This window comes from Nonomuraea terrae, from assembly GCF_044465245.1.
GTDB lineage: Bacteria > Actinomycetota > Actinomycetes > Streptosporangiales > Streptosporangiaceae > Nonomuraea > Nonomuraea terrae.
The window spans coordinates 921,054-940,098 of the sequence record NZ_JBITLL010000006.1 but is presented as its reverse complement, the minus strand read 5'-3'; the positions used below and the strand labels follow the sequence as shown (position 1 = coordinate 940,098).

The following is a 19,045-nucleotide window of genomic DNA, read 5'->3' as shown; positions in this document are numbered from 1 at the left end:
GGGTTAACTTCGGGCAGTCTCACGCTGGCGCTTGCCGGAAGATGCGAAGATTTCTCATATTCCGATCACACGCTGCACGAACCACACCAGCCCCATGACCGACACCCCCGCGGCGATCGCCCCCGTCGCCCACAGGCCCGCCGCCGGCCGACGATGGCGCAGCACGGCGAGCAGCGGGAAGACGACGGCGATGACGGCCAGCTGGACGGCCTCGATGCCCACGTTGAAGACCAGCAACGACCACAGCAGCGTCCACGACAGAGGCTGGTCGATGCCGAGGGCCGAGGCGAAACCGAGCCCGTGCACCAGGCCGAAGCAGAAGACCACCGCGAGCCTGGTCCAGCCCGCGCGGTCCAGGCTGAAGTGACCGTCGCCGAGGCTCTCCAGCTCCGTGGCGTGCGACCGGCGGCTCCAGAGCCGCCACAGGTGCCAGCCCGCGACGACCGCGATCGACAGCGCGATGACCGGCTCGACGAACGCGGCCGGCACCTCGACCAGCCCGAGCGCGGCGAGGATGAAGGTCACCGAATGGGCCAGCGTGAACGTCGTCGCCGCCAGCACGATCTCGCGAAGCCGGCGCGACCCGGCGATGAGCGCCAGCAGGAACAGGATGTGGTCGAGCCCGGTGAGCAGGTGTTCGGCGCCGAGCCGGAAGAAGTTCCAGAACCGCTCGGCGAAGGACTGCTGGGTGGAGAACGCCGGATGCTCGGCGTCGAGGGCCGCGCTGCCGGAGACCAGGTCCAGGTCGTACGTGATCACCGTCTTGGTGTCCTTCACGTAGCCCTCGGCGTCGGGGAACAGCCCGCTGCGCACCTCGTGCGCCTGCGCGGCCACGGGACAGCGGTAGTCGAGCACCAGCAGCGCGTACGGCACGCCCTCGCGCTGCTCGATCGAGAAGTCCCCGTCGCGCGCCGGGGTGCACGCCTCGCCCCCGGCCGTGACGCCGAAGCGCTTGGTCACATACGCCACGACCGAGTCGGCGTGGGCGTCGAGCGCGGCCTTCTGGCCTGGCGTGTCGCCGTTCTCCCAGGCGGTGTTGCCCTGCCGGAACAGCGGATCGTCGCCCTGCGCGTCGGCGGCCGAGACGACGAGCAGGTCGTACTCCAGCCCGATCTCCGACCGCACGTGCCCGCTCCCGGGCGAGGTGAGCTCGACGTAGACGGTCGAGGTGAATCCATGGGCGAACGCGGGTGCGGCGCTGAGCAGAACGGCCACGGCTACGGCGGCGACGGCACAGGCACGACGCCGAGCGACGTGGAACATGTGACTCCTCTAGGAGTTTCGGACGTACGCAATCTCCTCGGCCGAAATGAACGAACGGCGTCGCATCCGCGAACCGACAATGAACCCAACTAGGCAGAAACCATCCCTATCTCGAAGAATCAGGGGCAATGAGGTAGGAATTAGGCGCGCTGGTGCCGGCACCCGACCGGCGCCTTCTTCCCGCCGTCCCGGAGGACTCCATCCCATGCGCTCCCGGCTCCTGCCCGCCCGAACGCTCGCCGCGGTGGTCGCGCTCGCCGCACTGGCCGGCGGATGCGGCGCGGGCGACGACTGGTCGCGACCGCACGCCGAGCCCACCGCCGTCGGCTCGCTCGCCCCGGGGTTCTCCGATCCGGTCGCGACGCCGGCCCCCGAGTCGACGATCACGCCGCGCGCCGGCTCCTGGAACGACGTGCGCCCGTCGGAGGACTACCGCGTGGTGCTGCTCACGACCGGCCAGGACCCCCAGACGCGGACCCTGGTGGACGCCGTGCTGACGTGGGCCGAGGAGAACGACGTCGACCTGCGGACCATCGCGCCCACGGACCCGCACCAGTACGTCGCGAGCATCAGCCAGGCGATCCAGCTGAAGCCCGACCTCATCGTCAGCGCCGGCAACGACCTCGTCGACCCCCTGGCCATGGTCAGCCCCAACCACCTCGACCAGCAGTTCCTCGTGGTCGGCGCGGAGCTGGCCGAGCCCACGGAGAACGTCACCGCCGCGGACTGGACCGGCGCGTCGTTCCGCGGCGAAGGTCTCGGCATGTCCTCGACGTACGACCCGGCGAGCTTCACCCCCGAACGCGCCGGCCGGGCCATCCGGGCGGGCGTCGCCGCCGTCCTCAACGGCCTGACCGGAATCGTCATCTGGCTCGACTGATCCGCCCCCTAAAGTCAGGTCATATGGGGATCGAGGGGTCGTTCTGGCGGGCGATCGCGGTCTACCGCGTCGCCTCCCTGGGGTACGCCGTGCTGCTGCTGGTGAGCGCCGGCGGCTACCAGCGTCCCGTCGCGGGCTGGCTGGTCATCGGCGTGATGGCGGTCTGGACGGCGGTCGTCACCGTCGCCCGCCCGAACGCGCGGCTCCTGGCGCTCGACGTCGTCGTCACGCTCGCCTGCCTGCTGAGCTCGCCGTACGTCCAGGGCCCCGACGCCAGGGCCTCCGGGCTGATGCCGCTCACGGCGACCTGGGTCGGCGGGCCGGTCCTGGCCTGGGGCGTGTACGGCGGGCGGCGGGCCGGCGCGGTCTCGGCGGTCATCCTGTCGCTCGGCGACCTGTGGCTGCGCGGCCTGCGCGAATGGAGCCTGTCCGCCCCCGTCAACGGGGCCGTGCTGCTCATCCTCGCCGGCAGCGTCGTCGGCCACGTGGCCCGGCTCACCAAACAGGCGGAGGAACGGCTCCAGCGCGCCGTCGAGGCGGAGGCCGCCGTCCGCGAGCGCGAACGGCTCGCCCGCGGCATCCACGACTCCGTCCTGCAGGTGCTGGCGCTGGTGCAGCGCCGCGGCCTGGAGATCGGCGGGGAGGCCGCCGAGCTGGGACGGCTGGCCGGTGAGCAGGAGGCGGCGCTGCGCGAGATGGTCCGCAGCGGGCCACCGGACCAGGACAGCGCGGAGACGGTCGACGTGGGCGCCCGATTACGCCGCTTCGCCTCCGCGACGGTCACCGTGTCGACCCCCGCGACCCCGCTGCCGCTCCCCGCCCACCAGGCCCGGGAGGTCGTGGCGGCCGTGGGCGCGGCGCTCGACAACGTCCGGCGCCACTGCGGCAAGGATGCCGGTGCCTGGGTCTTCGCCGAGGACGACGGCGTCCGGATGACGGTCACCGTACGCGACGACGGCCCCGGCATCCCCGCGGGACGCCTCGATGAGGCCGCGGCCGAGGGCAGGCTCGGCATCGCGCAGTCCGTCCGGGGCCGGATCGCGGGAGTGGGCGGCACCGTCGAGATCACGTCCGCCCCCGGCCAGGGCACCGAGGTCGAACTGACCGTCCCTCTGCTTCTAGAGTGACGGGCATGACCAGCGCTCTGCGGGTGATGGTGGTGGACGACCACCCGATGTGGCGGGACGCGGTCGCCCGTGACCTGGAGCAGGCCGGTTACGAGGTGGTGGCGACCGTCGGCGACGGCCGCCAGGCGTTGCGCGTCGCCGGCGCCGTACGCCCCGACGTGGTCGTGCTCGACCTGCGGCTCCCCGACCTGGCCGGGGTGGAGGTGGCCCGAGGGCTGGCGGCGTCCGAGCGGCCGCCGCGCGTGCTGGTGCTGTCGGCCAGCGGCGAGCAGGACGACGTGCTGGAGGCCGTCAAGGCGGGCGCCTCCGGCTACCTGGTCAAGTCCGCGAGCCGGGAGGAGTTCCTCGACGCCGTCCGGCGCACCGCCGAGGGCGAACCGGTCTTCACCCCCGGCCTGGCCGGTCTGGTGCTCGGCGAGTACCGCCGCCTGGCCACGCAGCGGCCCGCAGTCGGAGGCCCCCGCCTCACCGACCGCGAGACCGAGGTGCTGCGCCTCGTCGCCAAGGGCCTGTCCTACAAGCAGATCGCCGAACGGCTGGCGCTCAGCCACCGCACCGTGCAGAACCACGTGCAGAACACCCTGAGCAAGCTCCACCTCCACAACCGGGTCGAGCTCGTCCGCTACGCCATCGAGCGCGGGCTCGACCAGGCGTAGCGGGCTCAGGAAGCGTCGACCTTGAACGGGTCGTGCTCGGCGAGCAGCTTGTCCAGGCGCGCCTGGTCGATGCGGCTCGCCATGTTGGCCACCTCGTGCCGGTCCCGGATGCACTTGGCCAGGACGAAGGCCGACGTCACCGTGTAGAGCACGGCGATCGCCAGGAACGCCCGGATCCAGGCGTCGATGGGGAGGTAGAGGACGCCGAGCGTCACGCTCCCGAGCGCCACACCGAACGAGATGACGCACTGCGCGAAGTAAGCGGCGGTCATGCTGGGCTGGACGGGTTTGCTCATGCCCCCAGGGTCCGGCCTGGACGCGCCGGCCGCCTGAGTAGAGGTACCTAAATCCTGCTGAGTACGCGCTACCAGGCGACGACGCCCTGGTTGCTGGGCTGGAACGTGCCGACCTGGAGCGACTTGACGGTGATGCCGGACTGCTCGGGGGCGGGGAAGCCCTCCAGGGTCGCCGCCACCTGCGGCCCGCCCTTGGCGAGCCCCACCTTGAAGCCGTTGCCGGTCGGGCAGTCGGAGTCGCTCTTGTCGCAGACCGTCCACTTGATCCCGGCGAACGCGCCGCCGCCCGCGGTCAGGTCGGCCGGGACCGACTCGCCCGGCTGGGCGACGTTCTCCGTGGGCACGTCCACGGCCTCGTCGGCCGCGTTCACCAGGGTGACCACCGGCCGGCCCGCCACGCCGCAGGTGCCGTCAGAGGTGTTCGTGACGTGCAGGAGCGCCATCCGGGTGTCTCCCTCGCGCCGCTGCGGCTGCTCGGTGAGCGTCACCTCGACGTCGTCGGCCGCACAGGCGGGCACCGCAGCCGCCGGAGCGGTCGGCGTGCCGCTCTCACTCGGCGTGTCAACGGCGGAGCTCGGCGTCTCAACGGCGGAGCTGGGCGCGGCGGCGGCCGAGCTCGACGCCGCCGACGGCGGGTCCGCGGCGGGGGCCTGCGCCGAAGAGCTCCCGCAAGCCGACAACCCCGCCATCACGGCGAGCAGCAGGACCGCTTTCGGGACCGTACGAAGTCGTGACACAGTTCGTCCTCATCTCACATCAATGGCTGCGGTCGCGGAACGCCCGGTCTGCGTCGGGCCCGGTTCCGGCGCCGGAAAAGGCGGCGCTGCGCGACAGGCGTCCCTGTCACGAGCCGCAACTCTATGCGAACGCCGCGCGCCGGATCATCAACCCCCCGGGGCCGGAACCCGTGGCGGACGCGCTGACCTGCCCGTGTGATCACCGGCAAGGCAGGATTCCTCGCCTCGAATGCGTAATTCGCCACAGAACGAAAGCCGTTCGTCCACGACGTTCGTCTCCCGGAGCCGCGATCAGGCGCGGAGGATCTTGCAGACGAAGGTGGTGTAGTGGTGGACGACCTCGTCCCGGCTCAACGGGCCCGACCGCCGGAACCATTCGCGCACGCCGTTGAGCATGTCGAGCACCGCCATCGTGGCCATGCCGACGTCGTCGACCTGGAACTCACCGGTCGCGCACCCCTCGGCGATCACGTCGCGCACCGCGTCGTGGTACGCCTTCTGCAGATGGATGCCCTCGCGCCGCTGATCAGGGCTGAGCGCGTAGCGGATCGGGTTGCCGATCAGCAGCTCGGGCCGCCGGTCGTCGCTCATCTCCAGGTGGACGCGGACGATCTCCCGTATCCGCGCGGTGGGCGTCATGGTCCGGTCCTGCAGCACCGGCACGGTCGCCGCGAGGAAGTCCGCCATGAACTTCGCGATGATCGCGTACAGCACTTCCTGTTTGTTCTGGAAGTAGTGGTACATCGTCGAGGACGAGATGCCCGCCGCCTCGGCGATGTCCCGGATCGAGGTCGCCGCGTAGCCGCGCTCCTGGAAGAGCGCGCTGGCCTGACCCATGATCCGCTCTCGCAGCACCGGGCCTTCGTCCAGGCTGCGCTTCCTGGCCAATCGAGTCCGCCTTTCCGCTTCGCCTCCCGTCGGCCCAGGTCAGTGGCCGATGAGTGCGGCGAGCCTAGCAGGGCGGCCCCGCGCCCGAACCTGCCTCGCCTTGACGGTCGAGCAGGCCCCGCCCTAGCATGCCGATCGTTTGATCGACACGAGCCGCGACCCCGACCCCGGAGAAACCCTTGACTGACACGATCGCCTCGATGTTGCTCGCGGTCGCGAAGGAGCACGGCTCGCGCGAGGCGCTGGTCGACGGGCCGCGGCGGCTCGACTACGCGGCCGTGTCGCGACGCGCGCGGGCGGCCGCCGCCAGGCTGGCCGCGCTGGGCGTCCGGCCCGGCGACCGGGTGGCCGTCCTGCTGCCGAACGGCTGGCACCACGCCACCGGCTACCTCGGCATCCAGCTGGCCGGAGCGATCGCCGTGCTGGTGAACACCCGGTTCACCACCCCGGAGATCGAGTACGTCTTACGCGACAGCGGCGCCCGGTACGTCCTGACCGACGATGACCTCGCCGCCCGGCTGGCGCCGGACTCGGTGGCCGAGCCGCTGCGGGTGGCCGAGATCGTCGCCTGCACCGGCGCCCCGCCGGCCCCCGCCACGCCGCCCGGCGTCGCCCGCAGGCCCGGCGACGTCGCCCACCTGCTGTACACCTCGGGCACGACCGGCAGACCGAAGGGCGCGATGCAGACGCACGCGAACCTGCTGTTCAACGCGGGCACCGTCCGGGAGCGGCTCGGCGCGGCGCCGGGCGAGCGCACGCTGATCGCGGCGCCGATGTTCCACGCCACCGGCCTGGTGTCGTTATTCGTCGGTTTCGTCTCGGCCGGCGGCTGCTGCGTGATGACGCCGTCGTTCCACGCGGCCACCGTGCTCGACCTCTTCGTCCGCGAGCGGATCACGGTGTTCGCGGGGGTCGCGGCGATGCTGCGGCTGCTGCTGATGCTGGACGACGTCGACTCCGCGGACCTGTCGGCGCTGCGGCTGTTCGTCATGGGCGGCTCGCCGGTGCCCGAGACCTTCCCCGCGCAGGTGGCGGAGCGGCTGCCCAAGCTGCGGCTGGCCAACGTCTGGGGGCTGACCGAGGCGACCTCGATCGTCACGTACGTCGACGGCGAGGAGTACACGACGCGGCCCTGGAGCGTCGGCCGGGCCGTGTCCGGCGTCGAGCTGGGCATCTCGATCGACGGCGCACCGCCTCGTGACCTGCGGGGGCAGGTCGGGGAGCTGTGCGTACGCGGCCCGGTGGTCGCGGCCGGGTACTGGGAACGGCCCGGCGCCACCGCGAAGACCTTCGCCGGCGGCTGGCTGCGCACCGGCGACGTCGGGTCCGTCGACGCCGACGGCTACGTCCGCGTGCTCGACCGGCTCAACGACATGATCATCCGGGGTGGCGAGAACATCTACAGCCTGGAGGTCGAGAGCGTCATCGCCGAGCACCCGGACGTCGCCGACATCGCCGTGGTCGGCGTGCCCGACCCCCTCTTCGACGAGCGGGTCCGCGCGATCGTCGTCCCGCGGCCCGGCACCTCGCCCACCGCCGAGGAACTGCGCGCGTACGCCGCCGCCCGGCTGGCCGACTACAAGATCCCGGCCGAGTTCCGGTTCGTCACCGAGCTGCCCCGCAACCCGGCAGGCAAGGTGCTCAAGCGGCGGCTGAGCGAGGAGCCCGATGCCGCGACAGGCTGAGCGGGGCCGGCCCGGCAGCGCCGAGCTCGACGTGCTGATCATCGGCGCCGGGTTCAGCGGCCTGGGGGTGGCCGCGCTGCTCGACCGGGCCGGCCTGCGCTCGTTCCTCGTCCTGGAGGCCGCCGACGACCTCGGCGGCACCTGGCGGGACAACACCTATCCGGGCTGCGGCTGCGACATCCCGTCGCCGCTGTACTCCTTCTCCTTCGACCAGCGGGCCGGCTGGACCCGGCTCTTCGCCGGCCAGGCGGAGATCCTGGACTACCTGCGCGACGTCGCCCGCAGGCGCGGCCTGCTCGACCGGATCCGGTACGGCGCGAAGGTCGTCGAGGCACGCTGGTCGGGCCGGCACTGGGAGGTGACCACGGCGGCGGGAGAGCGGTACACGGCCCGGTTCGTGGTCTCCGCGGTCGGGCCGCTGCACCACCCCGCCATTCCGGACCTGCCGGGCGTCGCGCAGTTCCGGGGGGCGGTGTTCCACTCGGCCACGTGGGATCACGGGGTCGATCTGACCGGGAAGCGGATCGCGGTGCTTGGCACGGGGGCCAGCGCGATCCAGTTCGTCCCGGCCATCGCCGGGCGAGCCGCCGCGGTGACGGTGTACCAGCGCACGCCGCCTTGGATCCTGCCCAAGGCGGACCGCGCGTTCACCGAGCGGCAGCGGTGGCTCGCCCGGCGTCTCCCGCCGTACCGGTGGTACGTGCGGGCCCGGCTGTTCTGGACCCACGAGAAGCGGGCCCGCGGCTTCGTCGGCGACCCGGCCGCCATGGCCACGACCGCCCGGTACGCCAGGAGGCTGCTGGAACGGCAGGTCACCGACCCCGAGCTGCGGGCCAGGCTGACCCCGGACTACGCGATCGGCTGCAAACGCCTGCTCATCTCCAGCGACTGGTATCCGGCCCTCACCCGCCCGGACGTCGAGGTGCGCGACGGCGGCGTCAAGGAGGTCCGGCCCGGTTCGGTGGTGGGGACGGACGGCGTCGAGGTGCCGGCCGACGTGCTGATCTACGCGACCGGCTTCGACGCTCATCACACCGTGACCCGCATGTCGATCACCGGCCGTGACGGCCTCTCGCTGGCGGAGGCGTGGCGGGACGGCGACCAGGCTTACCTGGGCACAACGGTCGCCGGTTTCCCCAACCTGTTCGTCATGGTCGGCCCGAACACCGCGCTCGGCCACAACTCCCAGATCTTCATGATCGAGGCGCAGGCCCGCTACGTCGTGGCCTGCGTGCGCCGGATGCGGCGCCGGGGTTCCCTCGAAGTGCGCGCCGAGGTGCAGCGCGCCTTCAACGAGTGGCTGCGGGGCCGGATGGCCCACACGGTGTGGCAGACGGGCGGCTGCCGCAGCTGGTACCAGGACCCGCGCAGCGGCCGGATCACGGTGCTCTGGCCGGACACCGCGGTCGCGTTCTGGCGGCGGCTGCGCCGGGTGCGCATGTCCGACTACCTGCTCGACGGCGCCTGAGTCAGCGCACGTCCCATTCGAGCTCGCCGCCCACCGCCCTCGGCCGCCAGTAGCCGATGGAGCCGCCCCGCTCCAGGGCGTCGGCGGTGGCCTTGAGCAGGGCGTGATAGGAGCGAATGCGCACCCCTCCGGGCGTGAAGCTCATACTGCCCTCGTGATCGGTCTCGCCGACGTCGCGCCGCACCGTGTCGACCACGAGATGGTCACCGCCTCCGTCGGCGCCGACGGGCAGCATGCGCGCGTCCCACCACTCCTCGCGCGGATCGCCGCCCATGTCCTCGCCGTCGATCTCGCAGAGCTGCCGCCAGTTCTCCCGGATCTCACGGACGCTCATGTTCCCGTGGCCCAGCAAGCCGAAGCCCCAGGTCTCCGCCACGTACGTGGTCCCGTCGTGCCGCAGCAACGACGCCCGCAGGTCGTCGGGGAAGCGCAGGCCCAGCTCCGCCTCCGCAGCCGCGATGGCCTGGGGCTTGGCGGGCCCGGCCAGCGTGCGACGGCTGCGCGGCGCGTTCTTCTTCAGCCACGCCTCGATCCGCCGCCACTGCCGGTTCACCGCCCGGGTGACCTTCGCGTCGATCTTCCGTACGCGCGGGGCGGCCTTCTGAGGGCGGCAGTCCGCGTCGGGGACTGATGCGTAGTCGGGGACTGATGCGGAGTCGGGGCTCGACGCGTAGTCGGGGACCGGCTCCGGCCGGCCGCCTGTGCCTACGAAGACAGCTGAGCCGCCCTGCTCCGTCTCGGCCACCGTCGCCTCCTCCGTTCCGCCGGAGAAGACGGCCGATTCCAGCGCCTGCACGCCCCCGGCCAGCACGACGAGCGCGAGCCCGGCCACGGCCCAGCGGGTCAGGCGGCGCCGGGTGGCCCCGTCCAGCGGCTGCCGGGGTGGGACGGGCCGGGAGGGGCGATCCAGGACGGACGGCTTGGCGGCGTACCGGTCGGCGTCCTTCTCGGTCGGGGTGCCGAGGATCGGCGCCGGGGGCCACTGCGCCACCGGGCTCTCGGCCGCGGGTGCCGGCCCCGCCGGGCTCTCAGCCGCGACCGGCGGCTCCGCCCGGCGCTCGGCCGCAGGTGGTGCTCCCGCCGGGCGGCGGCGGGAGCGTACGACCAGCACGGCGACCGCCGCCAGCACGGCAGCGGACAGCACGCACCATAACCCTCGAGACCTGATCACTCGCCGCACGCCCGGCAGAGTATCCCGAATCGGCCTACCCGGAGACCGACATCACCCGGCGGGCGAGGCGCACCACGATGCTCTTCGAGGTCGGCGTGTTGGACGTCTCCGCGACTGAGTCCAGCGGCACGAGCACGTTGGTCTCCGGGTAGTACGCCGCGCAGCAGCCGCGCGCGGTGGCGTACGCGATCACCCGGAACCCTTCGGCCGTGCGCTCCCCGTCGGGCCACTCGCTGACCAGGTCGACCATCTCGCCGTCGGCGATGCCGAGCCGGGCCAGGTCGTCGGGGTTGACGAACACGACCCTGCGGCCCTGGTGGACGCCGCGGTAGCGGTCGTCCAGGCCGTAGATGGTGGTGTTGTACTGGTCGTGGCTGCGCAGCGTCTGCAGCAGCAGCCGCCCCTCGGGGACTCGCAGCACCCGCAGCTCGTTGACGGTGAAGTTCGCCTTGCCCGTGACGGTGGCGAAACGCCGTTCGTCACGCGGCGCGTTCGGCAGCACGAACCCGCCCGGCTCGCGTACGCGGGCGTTGAAGTCGTCGAAGCCGGGCACCACGCGCTCGATGCTGTCGCGGATGGCGTCGTAGTCCGCCTCGAAGCGCTCCCACGGGATGCCGTCCTGGCCGAACAACTTCCTGGCGAGCCGGCAGACGATGGCGACCTCGGGCAGCAGGTCCGGGGAGGCCGGGCGCAGGCGTCCCCTGGAGGCGTGCACCATGCCCATGGAGTCCTCGACGGTGACGAACCGGTCGCCGTCGCGCTCCGTACGGCCCAGCGTGGGCAGGATGAGCGCCTGCTCGCCGCAGACCGCGTGCGAGCGGTTGAGCTTGGTCGACACCTGGACGGTGAGCCGGGCCTTGCGCAGCGCCGCCTCGGTCACCTCGGTGTCGGGAGTCGCGGAGACGAAGTTGCCGCCCATGGCGAAGAACACCTTGGCCTCGCCGTCGCGCAGCGCCCTGATCGAGTCGACGACGTCGTGGCCGTGCTCGCGCGGCGGCTCGAAGCCGAACTCGGCGCGCAGCGCGTCGAGGAAGGCCGCCGGGGGCTTCTCGTAGATGCCCATCGTGCGGTCACCCTGGACGTTGGAGTGCCCGCGCACCGGGCAGACACCGGCGCCGGGACGACCGACGTTGCCGCGCAGCAGCAGGAAGTTGACGACCTCGCGGATGGTCGGCACGGAGTTCTTGTGCTGGGTGAGGCCCATCGCCCAGCAGACGATGACCGACTTCGCGCCGAGGACCTCCTTGACCGTGTCGTCGATCTCCGCGCGGGACAGCCCCGTCGCCTCCTCGACGTCCGCCCAGTCGAGGTCGCGGAGGTGCTTCTCCCAGTCGTCGAAGCCGTGCGTGTGCTCCTCGACGAAGCGGCGGTCGATCACCGTGCCAGGAGCCGCGTCATCGGCCTCCAGCAGCCGCTGCGACAGGGCCTGGAAGAGCGCGAGGTCGCCGTTGATGCGGATCTGCAGGAACCGGTCGGCCATCTGGGTGCCGTTGCCGACGACGCCCACCGGTCGCTGCGGGTTCTTGAACCGCATCAGGCCGGCCTCGGGCAGCGGGTTCACCGCGATGATGCGGGCGCCGTTCTTCTTGGCCTTCTCCAGGGCCGTCAGCATGCGCGGGTGGTTGGTGCCGGGGTTCTGGCCGACGACGAAGATCAGGTCGGACTTGTAGAGGTCGTCCAGCAGGACCGTGCCCTTGCCGATGCCGAGCGTCTCGGTGAGCGCCGAGCCGCTGGACTCGTGGCACATGTTGGAGCAGTCGGGCAGGTTGTTGGTGCCGAACCGGCGCACCAGGAGCTGGTAGACGTACGCGGCCTCGTTCGACGTGCGGCCGGAGGTGTAGAAGAGCGCCTCGTCCGGGCTGTCGAGGCCCCGCAGCTCGTCGGCGATGAGCGAGAACGCGTCGTCCCACGACACCGGCACGTAGTGGTCGGAGCTGGCCGCCTTGAGCATCGGCTCGGTGAGCCGGCCCTGCTGCCCGAGCCAGTAGTCCGTACGCTTCGCCAGCTCGCTGACCGGGTGCTCGGCGAAGAACTCGCGCGTCACCCTGCGCAGGGTGGCCTCCTCGGCGACCGCTTTCGCGCCGTTCTCGCAGAACTCGGCGAAGCTGCGATGATCGCCTTCCGGCCACGCGCAGCCGGGGCAGTCGAAGCCGTTCTTCTGGTTGACCTGAGTCAACGTCAGGAATGCGCGCTTGACCCCCATCTGGGCGTACGAGATCTCCAGGGAGTGGGCCACGCCGGGCACGCCGGCCGCCCACTGCTTCGGTGATCCGACGTGGAGGGCTTCGTCGCCGACGTCCTGCCGTGGAGCCTTTTTAGCCACCCGATACTCCATTTCCGGCTATCCAGCGTTGTCCAAAATACTGCACACTGTTCCTCGAGCCGCTGGGGCGGTCGTGACAGCCCCCGGGCCGCGGCAGCGACTCCATGACGCAGTGGCATGACTACTGTCAGATAATCTAGACAAACAGTATCAATGCCGACATACTACTCATTCATGCCGGAAGATGGTCAAACGTTGAAATATTCCACCTCTGGTGGGTTTCTGAGTCGCGCCCGTTCGGTGGCGCCACCCACCTGGAGCCGGTGGCTGGTTCCCCCGGCCGCGCTGTCCGTGCACCTCTCCATCGGGCAGGCGTACGCATGGAGCGTCTTCAAGCCCGCGCTTGAAGACGCCCTCCACCTCTCGGGCACCCAGAGCGCCCTCCCCTTCCAGCTCGGCATCGTCATGCTGGGCCTGTCCGCCGCGTTCGGCGGACCGCTGGTGGAGCGCAACGGCCCGCGCTGGGCGATGTTCGTCTCGACCGTCTGCTTCTCGCTCGGCTTCCTGATCGCCGCGCTCGGCGTCGCGACCGGGCAGTACTGGCTGGTCGTCTTCGGGTACGGCATCGTCGGCGGCATCGGTCTCGGCATCGGTTACATCTCGCCGGTGTCCACGCTGATGAAGTGGTTCCCCGACCGTCCCGGCATGGCGACGGGCATCGCGATCATGGGCTTCGGCGGCGGCGCGCTCATCGCCTCGCCGTGGTCGGCGCAGATGCTCAGCTCCTTCGGCTCGACGACCAGCGGGATCGCGACGGCGTTCGTCGTGCACGGCGTCGTCTACGCGATCTTCATGTCCCTCGGCGTCTTCCTGATCAGGGTCCCCAAGGAAGGCTGGCGCCCCGCGGGCTGGACACCGCCGGAGACGACCGGGCGCGCGCTCATCACGACCGCGAACGTCTCGGCACGCAACGCGATCCGCACGCCGCAGTTCTGGTGCCTGTGGATCGTCCTCTGCTTCAACGTGACCGCGGGCATCGGCATCCTGGAGAAGGCCGCGCCCATGATCACGAACTTCTTCGCCAACACGTCCACGCCGGTCTCGGTCAGCGCGGCGGCGGGCTTCGTGGCCCTGCTCTCGCTGGCGAACATGGCGGGCCGGCTCGCGTGGTCGTCGGCGTCCGACGCCATCGGGCGCAAGAACATGTACCGCGTCTACCTCGGTGTCGGCGCGCTGCTGTACCTGGTGATCACGATCGCCGGCGACTCGGCCAGCTTCGTGTTCATCCTGTGCGCGATGGGCATCCTGTCCTTCTACGGCGGCGGTTTCGCGACCGCTCCGGCGTACCTGAAGGACCTGTTCGGCACGTACCAGGTGGGCGCGATCCACGGCCGCCTGCTGACGGCGTGGTCCACCGCGGGCGTCCTCGGCCCGCTGATCGTCAACGCCATCGCCGACTCCCAGGAGGCGGCCGGCAAGACGGGCCCGGCGCTCTACACGACGTCGCTCTACATCATGATCGCGCTGCTGGCGGTCGGCTTCGTGGCCAACGAGCTGATCCGTCCGGTGAACCCGAAGTACCACGAGCCGCCGGCCACCGAGGCGCCCGAGAAGAACATCGCGGCCGTACCGCAAGGAGGATCATGATGGCGGAGCAGAACACGGCGGCGCCGCGGCGTACCGCCCTGATGGTCGTCACCTGGGCGTGGGTGGGCGTGCCCTTCGCCTACGGCGTCTACGAGCTGCTGCTCAAGCTCGGCCCCCTCTTCGGCGGCTGACACGACACCCCGGCCGGCCTCCGCGCGGAGGCCGGCCCTCACTGTTCCCGTACGGCGCGCAGGCAGCGCTCGGCCTGTGCGCGCAGGGCGTCGGCCAGCTCGGGCGGACCGCTGGTGAGCGTGAAGCCGGCGTCGACCGAGGTGATCATCCAGACCAGGTCCGACGGGGTCTCGGCGCCAACGTGGAGCAGGCAGCTGTGGTCGTCCACGGCCTCGACGACGCCCATCCCCGGCCAGACCCGGTCGGCGACGGCTTCGGCGGACTCGTGGAGGGTGACGGTGGCCCGGCACGGCCACGTCCGCGACGACAGCTGGTACGCCAGATAGGCCGCCACGTCGTCGTACGGCGGCCGCCTCGGCGCGAAGCGCGGCCCGTTCGGCGTGCGCGGAGTGAGCCGGTCCACCCGGAACGTACGCCAGTCGCCGCGGCCGGTGTCGAAGCCGACGAGATACCAGTGCCGCCCGAAGCTGACCAGGTGGTACGGCTCCACCGACCGCACGGAGTCGCCGCCACGCGGGCTGGTGTAGTCGAAGCGCAGCCGCTCGCGCCGCCGGCAGGCGTCCGCGATGATCATGAGGGTGTCCGTCGACACCTGCGGCCCGGGCGCCGTACCGGCTCTGACCGTGGCGGTGTGCAGGGTGCTGACCCGATACCGCAGCCGCGACGGCAGGACCTGCTCGATCTTCGTGAGCGCGCGCAGCGAGGTCTCCTCGATCCCGGCGACCGAGCCGCCCGCCGCCGTGCGCAGACCCACCACCACGGCGACCGCCTCGTCGTCGTCGAGCAGCAGCGGCGGCAGCGCCGCGCCCGCGCCGAGCCGGTAGCCGGCGGTGCCCTGGGTGGCGTCCACCGGGTATCCGAGGCCGCGCAGCCGTTCGACGTCCCTGCGGACCGTGCGGGTGCTGACGCCGAGACGGCCGGCGATCTCGGTGGCCGACCAGTCGCGCGGGGTCTGCAGGAGCGACAGCAGTTTCAGCAGTCTCGCCGAGGTCTCCACCACGTCGACCAGTCTGCCGCACACTTAGGACCGCGCTTGTCCTAAGCGCTGCCTAGCGTCATGGGCATGACAGGCATTCACCCCTTCCGCATCGACGTCCCGCAGGACCAGATCGACGATCTCCACGCGAGGCTGGCCGCCGCCCGCTGGCCGGACGAGCTGCCCGGGGTCGGCTGGAGCCGGGGCGTCCCGGTCGGATACCTGCGGGAGCTCGCCGACCACTGGCGCACCGGTTACGACTGGCGCGCGCACGAGGCCGCGCTGAACGGGCACCCCCAGTTCACCACCGCCGTCGACGGCCAGAACGTGCATTTCCTGCACGTCCGCTCCCCCGAACCGGACGCCCTGCCGCTGCTCCTGCTGCACGGCTGGCCGGGCACGTTCGCGGACTTCCTCGACGTCATCGGCCCGCTGTCGGACCCCCGGGCCCACGGCGGCGACCCCGCCGACGCCTTCCACCTGGTGATCCCGTCGCTGCCCGGGTTCGGCTGCTCCACGCCGCTGGCCGGGCCCGGCATGGGCGCCGCCAGGATGGCCGGCGTCCTGGTCGAGCTGATGTCCCGGCTCGGCTACGACAGGTACGGCGTGCAGGGTTACGACACCGGCTCGTGGGTCGCCCCCGAGATCGGCAAGCAGGCGCCCGACCGGGTCGCCGGCGTCCACGTCAACGCCATGATCACTTTCCCGGCCGGCGTGGCAGGCGAGATGGACGGTCTCAGCGAGGCCGAGCAGCGGCGCTGGCAGGCGATGCAGGACTTCAACGACGGCTACCTGCAGTGCAACTCCAAGCGCCCGCAGACCGTGGCGTACGGGCTGCACGACTCCCCCGTCGGCCAGCTCGCCTGGATCGTCGAGAAGTACAAGGAGCTCACCGACCCGGTGGACGGGCTGCCCGAGGAGAGCGTCTCCCGCGACCGCATGCTCACCACCGTCTCCCTGTACTGGCTGACCGGCACGGCGGCGTCCTCGGCGCAGGTCTACTACGAGGAGATGGGCGCCGCCGGCTGGGGCGAGCCGCAGCGCGGGACCGTGCCGACCGGCGTGCTGGTCTCCGCCCACGACGTGACCGTACGGCGCTGGGCCGAACGCGACCACCACGTCGTGCACTGGACCGAGCTCACCTCCGGCGGCCACTTCCTCGCCATGGAGGCGCCCCAGGAACTCGTCGGCGACGTCCGCCTGTTCTTCGGGAAGCTGCGCTGACATGGCCGCCAGGCTGAGCACACGGGCGCTGGGCCGTGCGCTGCTCGACCGCCAGTCGCTGCTGCGGCGCGCGGACCTGCCGGTGGTCACGGCCGTCGAGCGGGTCTTCGGGCTCAACGCGCAGAGCCCGAACCCGCCGTACCTGGCGTTGTGGAGCAGGCTCGAACCGTTCACGATCGCCGGCCTGACCGCGGCCATCGAGGACCGGTCGCTGGTGCGCTCGACGATGATGCGGGCCACCCAGCATCTGATGTCGGTGCCGGACTTCCGGTTCGTCCGGCCGGTGCTCGCGCCGCTGCTGCGCCGCGTGCAGCGCAACGTGTTCGGCCGCCGCATCGCCGGCGTCGACCTCGACGCGCTGGTCAAGGAGGCGCGCGAACTCCTCGACGGCCGTGTCGTGACCCGGCCCCAGCTGGGCAGGCTGCTCGCGCGGCGCCGGCCGGCCGCCGACCCGAGCGCGCTCGGCTGGAGCGTCCAGTACCTGGAACCGCTGGTCCACCCGGCGCCCAGCGGCACCTGGAACGTCTACGGCCCGACCCCCTTCGCCCGCGCCGACTGGACCGGGGTGCGGCCTGAGGCGACGGCGGAGGACGTACGCCGGATGGTCCGCCGCTATCTGGCGGCGTTCGGCCCGGCGAGCGTCTCCGACGCCCGCGTCTGGTCCGGCGTCAGCGGGCTGCGTGAGGTGTTCGAGCAGTTGCGCCCGGAGCTGCGGGTGTACACCGACGAGTCCGGCCGGGAGCTGTTCGACCTGCCCGACCGGCAGATTCCGGCGGCGGATCTCCCGGCGCCGGCGCGGTTCCTCCCGGAGTTCGACGCGACCCTGCTCGCCCACGCCGACCGCGGCCGGATCATGACCGACGAGATCCGCCGTCAGGTCTGCGTCGGCGACGCCATCGCCGCCACGGTCCTCGTGGACGGCACTGTGGCGGCGACGTGGACGACCTCGCACGACAACGGCGCCGCCGTCCTGACCGTGCGGCCGCTGCGGCCGCTGCGGTCGTGGTCACCCGCCGACCGGGACGGCGTCGCGGCCGAGGCCGCCCGGCTGCTCGCCGTCACCCACCCGGACGCCGGCGGGCATGACGTACGGCTGGCCGGCTGATCAGGAGACGGTGTCGGCGACGACGTGGACGAGGTTGCGCGTCTGCCCGACGATGGCCAGCCGCCACGCGTCGAAGGTCGGGTCGCTGGGCCGGAAATCTGTCTCGAAGTGCTGCATGTCCGGCGTGTGGATGTGGCCGGCCGGGATGTCGAGGCCCATGCGGTCGCGCAGCAGCGTGTTCCGGTAGGCGCTCTCGTTCGACAGGTAGTTGCCGCCGCCACCGCTGTAGGAGCACGATCCGGGGTCGGGCGGGGTCGGGGCGGTCGGCGGCGGGTACTCGACCGGCGGCGGGTCGTTCCGCGTCTGCCGGGCGATGGCGGCGCAGTCGGCGAACTGCGTGTAGTTCGTGTGCCAGACCACGCCGAAGGCGACGGACGGGTCCGGCCACGTGTCGCCCGGCGGCCGGGGGATGGAGGCCCCCGTGTTCGCCTTGATCATCTCGGCGATGGGCAGGGTGGCGGAGGTCCACTGGGGCGGCTCGGTCAGGCTGAAATCGGCCGGCCCGCCCCAGCGTTCCACCACGGAGCTGTTGCACGCGTTGTTGTCCACGGCCAGCTGCGGCACGCCGCCGGCCGGCGCGCACGGCCGGACCTTGTCGTTGCCCGGTGAGACGCCGTGGTAGCGCGCGTTCCACTGCTCCAGGTTGAACGCCGCGCCGCCCGCCTGGCTGATCGTGATGGAGGCGTCCACCCGCTTCGGCCCCGGGCGCATGAACGGCCCGACGGTGTCCTCCAGATAGCCGCGCTCGAACTCGGGATAGTTGACCGGCAGCGTGTAGGCCTCGATCCGCGCGATCCCGCCGCTCTTCGTCCGGTACGTGGTGCCGTCCAGGGCGAGTGCGGTCGCCCCCGACGGGTTGCCGTGCCGGATGTTGTTGCCGACCGTCCCCGGCGCGGGGCCGGTCGTTCCGCCGTCGAGCGTGTACGGGTCGAAGCCGCTGGCGATGACCCGCCTGACGCCCTTCCCGCTGGGGAGGTCGATGTCGAACATGCCGCGGGAGGCGCGGTCGAACCGGGTGATCAGCTCGCTCCGCCCGGCGGCGGACAGCCGGAACTTCGGCGTCCACTGCCGCAGGACGGCGGTCGACTCCAGCCGGGTCCAGTAGAGCGGCCGGTCGTCGCTGTAGGGCAGGTCGCCTCGGACAGGCTCCCGCTGCTGGGCCCGCCGTACGGCGTCGCGCCAGAGCTCCTCGCCCGCGCGCAGGACGAGCGCCGTGGCGGCCTTGAGGCTCGTCGTCCGGCAGAGGTCACGAGTCAGCGCCGGGGTGAAGCCCTGGAAGCCGCCGCCCTCGATCATCTGACGGGCGAACGTGCGCGACTGCGGCACCGCCGGGTCGTCGGCGTCGGGCAGGGTGAGCCCCAGCCGTTCCTCCTCCACCGACAGGGCCGCCCCGGAGTCGAGGCATCCGCGCTCGCTCCGCGCCGAGACCGGCCCCGCCGTGGCGAGCAGGGTCACGGCCGCCAGGGCCAACGCCGCCCCGCGTCGTAGGTACGTCATGGCGCCCTTACCTCCTGCCCGCAGATGATC

At 71.8% G+C, this 19,045-nt stretch carries 17 protein-coding genes; 9 read left to right on the top strand and 8 right to left on the bottom strand.

The features are described from left to right. Positions 1–54: 54 nt before the first annotated feature. A complete protein-coding gene (locus ACIBP6_RS33805; protein WP_397057879.1) occupies positions 55–1,263 on the bottom strand; it encodes a HupE/UreJ family protein in 1,209 nt (402 codons plus the stop codon). A 205-nt stretch (positions 1,264–1,468) separates the two neighbouring features. On the opposite strand from ACIBP6_RS33805, the gene ACIBP6_RS33800 reads away from it, so the two are divergent. Genes ACIBP6_RS33800 through ACIBP6_RS33790 form a run of 3 tightly spaced genes read left to right on the top strand, consistent with a single transcriptional unit; the run spans position 1,469 to position 3,926 of the window. Then, positions 1,469–2,143: a hypothetical protein gene (locus ACIBP6_RS33800; RefSeq protein WP_397057878.1), complete on the top strand. Its 675-nt coding sequence runs from the start codon at positions 1,469–1,471 to the stop codon at positions 2,141–2,143. 23 nt (positions 2,144–2,166) lie between these two features. Continuing rightward, complete coding sequence (gene macS, locus ACIBP6_RS33795; protein WP_397057877.1) at positions 2,167–3,270, top strand: MacS family sensor histidine kinase; 1,104 nt, start codon at positions 2,167–2,169, stop codon at positions 3,268–3,270. Positions 3,271–3,275: 5 nt separating this feature from the next. Continuing rightward, positions 3,276–3,926, top strand: coding sequence for a response regulator (locus ACIBP6_RS33790; RefSeq protein WP_397057876.1), 651 nt, complete (start codon positions 3,276–3,278; stop codon positions 3,924–3,926). A gap of 5 nt (positions 3,927–3,931) precedes the next feature. On the opposite strand, the gene ACIBP6_RS33785 is transcribed toward ACIBP6_RS33790, so the two are convergent. From ACIBP6_RS33785 to ACIBP6_RS33775, 3 genes are all read right to left on the bottom strand, one after another. After that, positions 3,932–4,222, bottom strand: a complete 291-nt coding sequence (locus ACIBP6_RS33785) for a YiaA/YiaB family inner membrane protein (protein ID WP_132608293.1) — start codon at positions 4,220–4,222, stop codon at positions 3,932–3,934. 68 nt (positions 4,223–4,290) lie between these two features. Beyond that, positions 4,291–4,959 carry a DUF4232 domain-containing protein gene (locus ACIBP6_RS33780; RefSeq protein WP_397057875.1) on the bottom strand — a complete coding sequence of 223 codons (669 nt, stop codon included), beginning with the start codon at positions 4,957–4,959 and terminating at the stop codon, positions 4,291–4,293. A gap of 291 nt (positions 4,960–5,250) precedes the next feature. Then, positions 5,251–5,847 (bottom strand): TetR/AcrR family transcriptional regulator, encoded by a 597-nt coding sequence (locus tag ACIBP6_RS33775; RefSeq protein ID WP_397057874.1) that lies wholly within the window; start codon positions 5,845–5,847, stop codon positions 5,251–5,253. A gap of 179 nt (positions 5,848–6,026) precedes the next feature. Between ACIBP6_RS33775 and ACIBP6_RS33770 the strand changes: the two genes are divergently transcribed. After that, a complete protein-coding gene (locus tag ACIBP6_RS33770; RefSeq protein ID WP_397057873.1) occupies positions 6,027–7,532 on the top strand; it encodes a class I adenylate-forming enzyme family protein in 1,506 nt (501 codons plus the stop codon). Continuing rightward, positions 7,516–9,000 (top strand): flavin-containing monooxygenase, encoded by a 1,485-nt coding sequence (locus ACIBP6_RS33765; RefSeq protein ID WP_397057872.1) that lies wholly within the window; start codon positions 7,516–7,518, stop codon positions 8,998–9,000. The genes ACIBP6_RS33770 and ACIBP6_RS33765 overlap by 17 nt, the downstream gene beginning before the upstream one ends. 1 nt (position 9,001) lies before the next feature. On the opposite strand, the gene ACIBP6_RS33760 is transcribed toward ACIBP6_RS33765, so the two are convergent. Then, positions 9,002–10,144: an SMI1/KNR4 family protein gene (locus ACIBP6_RS33760; protein ID WP_397057871.1), complete on the bottom strand. Its 1,143-nt coding sequence runs from the start codon at positions 10,142–10,144 to the stop codon at positions 9,002–9,004. A 61-nt stretch (positions 10,145–10,205) separates the two neighbouring features. Beyond that, a complete protein-coding gene (locus ACIBP6_RS33755) occupies positions 10,206–12,494 on the bottom strand; it encodes an FdhF/YdeP family oxidoreductase (RefSeq protein WP_397057870.1) in 2,289 nt (762 codons plus the stop codon). 240 nt (positions 12,495–12,734) lie between these two features. Here ACIBP6_RS33755 and ACIBP6_RS33750 point away from each other — a divergent pair, with 240 nt between their 5' ends. Both ACIBP6_RS33750 and ACIBP6_RS33745 read left to right on the top strand, forming a co-directional pair. Beyond that, a complete protein-coding gene (locus ACIBP6_RS33750) occupies positions 12,735–14,081 on the top strand; it encodes an L-lactate MFS transporter (RefSeq protein ID WP_449595586.1) in 1,347 nt (448 codons plus the stop codon). Continuing rightward, entirely contained in the window at positions 14,081–14,212 is a 132-nt protein-coding gene (locus tag ACIBP6_RS33745; RefSeq protein ID WP_397057868.1) for an MFS transporter small subunit, read from the top strand. The genes ACIBP6_RS33750 and ACIBP6_RS33745 overlap by 1 nt, the downstream gene beginning before the upstream one ends. A 38-nt stretch (positions 14,213–14,250) precedes the next feature. Here ACIBP6_RS33745 and ACIBP6_RS33740 read toward each other — a convergent pair whose 3' ends face one another. Further along, entirely contained in the window at positions 14,251–15,213 is a 963-nt protein-coding gene (locus tag ACIBP6_RS33740) for a helix-turn-helix transcriptional regulator (protein ID WP_397057867.1), read from the bottom strand. Positions 15,214–15,276: 63 nt separating this feature from the next. Between ACIBP6_RS33740 and ACIBP6_RS33735 the strand changes: the two genes are divergently transcribed. Together ACIBP6_RS33735 and ACIBP6_RS33730 are read left to right on the top strand one after the other, a co-directional pair. After that, positions 15,277–16,413, top strand: coding sequence for an epoxide hydrolase family protein (locus tag ACIBP6_RS33735; RefSeq protein WP_397057866.1), 1,137 nt, complete (start codon positions 15,277–15,279; stop codon positions 16,411–16,413). A 1-nt stretch (position 16,414) separates the two neighbouring features. Continuing rightward, positions 16,415–17,518 (top strand): winged helix DNA-binding domain-containing protein, encoded by a 1,104-nt coding sequence (locus ACIBP6_RS33730; protein WP_397057865.1) that lies wholly within the window; start codon positions 16,415–16,417, stop codon positions 17,516–17,518. Here the strand turns inward: ACIBP6_RS33730 and ACIBP6_RS33725 are convergent, their stop codons facing one another. Next, positions 17,519–19,015, bottom strand: coding sequence for a hypothetical protein (locus tag ACIBP6_RS33725; RefSeq protein ID WP_397057864.1), 1,497 nt, complete (start codon positions 19,013–19,015; stop codon positions 17,519–17,521). It abuts the gene before it with no gap. Positions 19,016–19,045 lie beyond the last annotated feature (30 nt).

Excerpts from the sequence above, each read along its gene's own strand:
- ACIBP6_RS33805 (WP_397057879.1), bottom strand. The coding sequence starts at position 1,263 with ATGTTCCACGTCGCTCGGCGTCGTGCCTGTGCCGTCGCCGCCGTAGCC.
- ACIBP6_RS33800 (WP_397057878.1), top strand. The coding sequence starts at position 1,469 with ATGCGCTCCCGGCTCCTGCCCGCCCGAACGCTCGCCGCGGTGGTCGCG.
- macS (WP_397057877.1), top strand. The coding sequence starts at position 2,167 with ATGGGGATCGAGGGGTCGTTCTGGCGGGCGATCGCGGTCTACCGCGTC.
- ACIBP6_RS33790 (WP_397057876.1), top strand. The coding sequence starts at position 3,276 with ATGACCAGCGCTCTGCGGGTGATGGTGGTGGACGACCACCCGATGTGG.
- ACIBP6_RS33785 (WP_132608293.1), bottom strand. The coding sequence starts at position 4,222 with ATGAGCAAACCCGTCCAGCCCAGCATGACCGCCGCTTACTTCGCGCAG.
- ACIBP6_RS33765 (WP_397057872.1), top strand. The coding sequence starts at position 7,516 with ATGCCGCGACAGGCTGAGCGGGGCCGGCCCGGCAGCGCCGAGCTCGAC.
- ACIBP6_RS33745 (WP_397057868.1), top strand. The coding sequence starts at position 14,081 with ATGGCGGAGCAGAACACGGCGGCGCCGCGGCGTACCGCCCTGATGGTC.
- ACIBP6_RS33735 (WP_397057866.1), top strand. The coding sequence starts at position 15,277 with ATGACAGGCATTCACCCCTTCCGCATCGACGTCCCGCAGGACCAGATC.
- ACIBP6_RS33730 (WP_397057865.1), top strand. The coding sequence starts at position 16,415 with ATGGCCGCCAGGCTGAGCACACGGGCGCTGGGCCGTGCGCTGCTCGAC.
- ACIBP6_RS33725 (WP_397057864.1), bottom strand. The coding sequence starts at position 19,015 with ATGACGTACCTACGACGCGGGGCGGCGTTGGCCCTGGCGGCCGTGACC.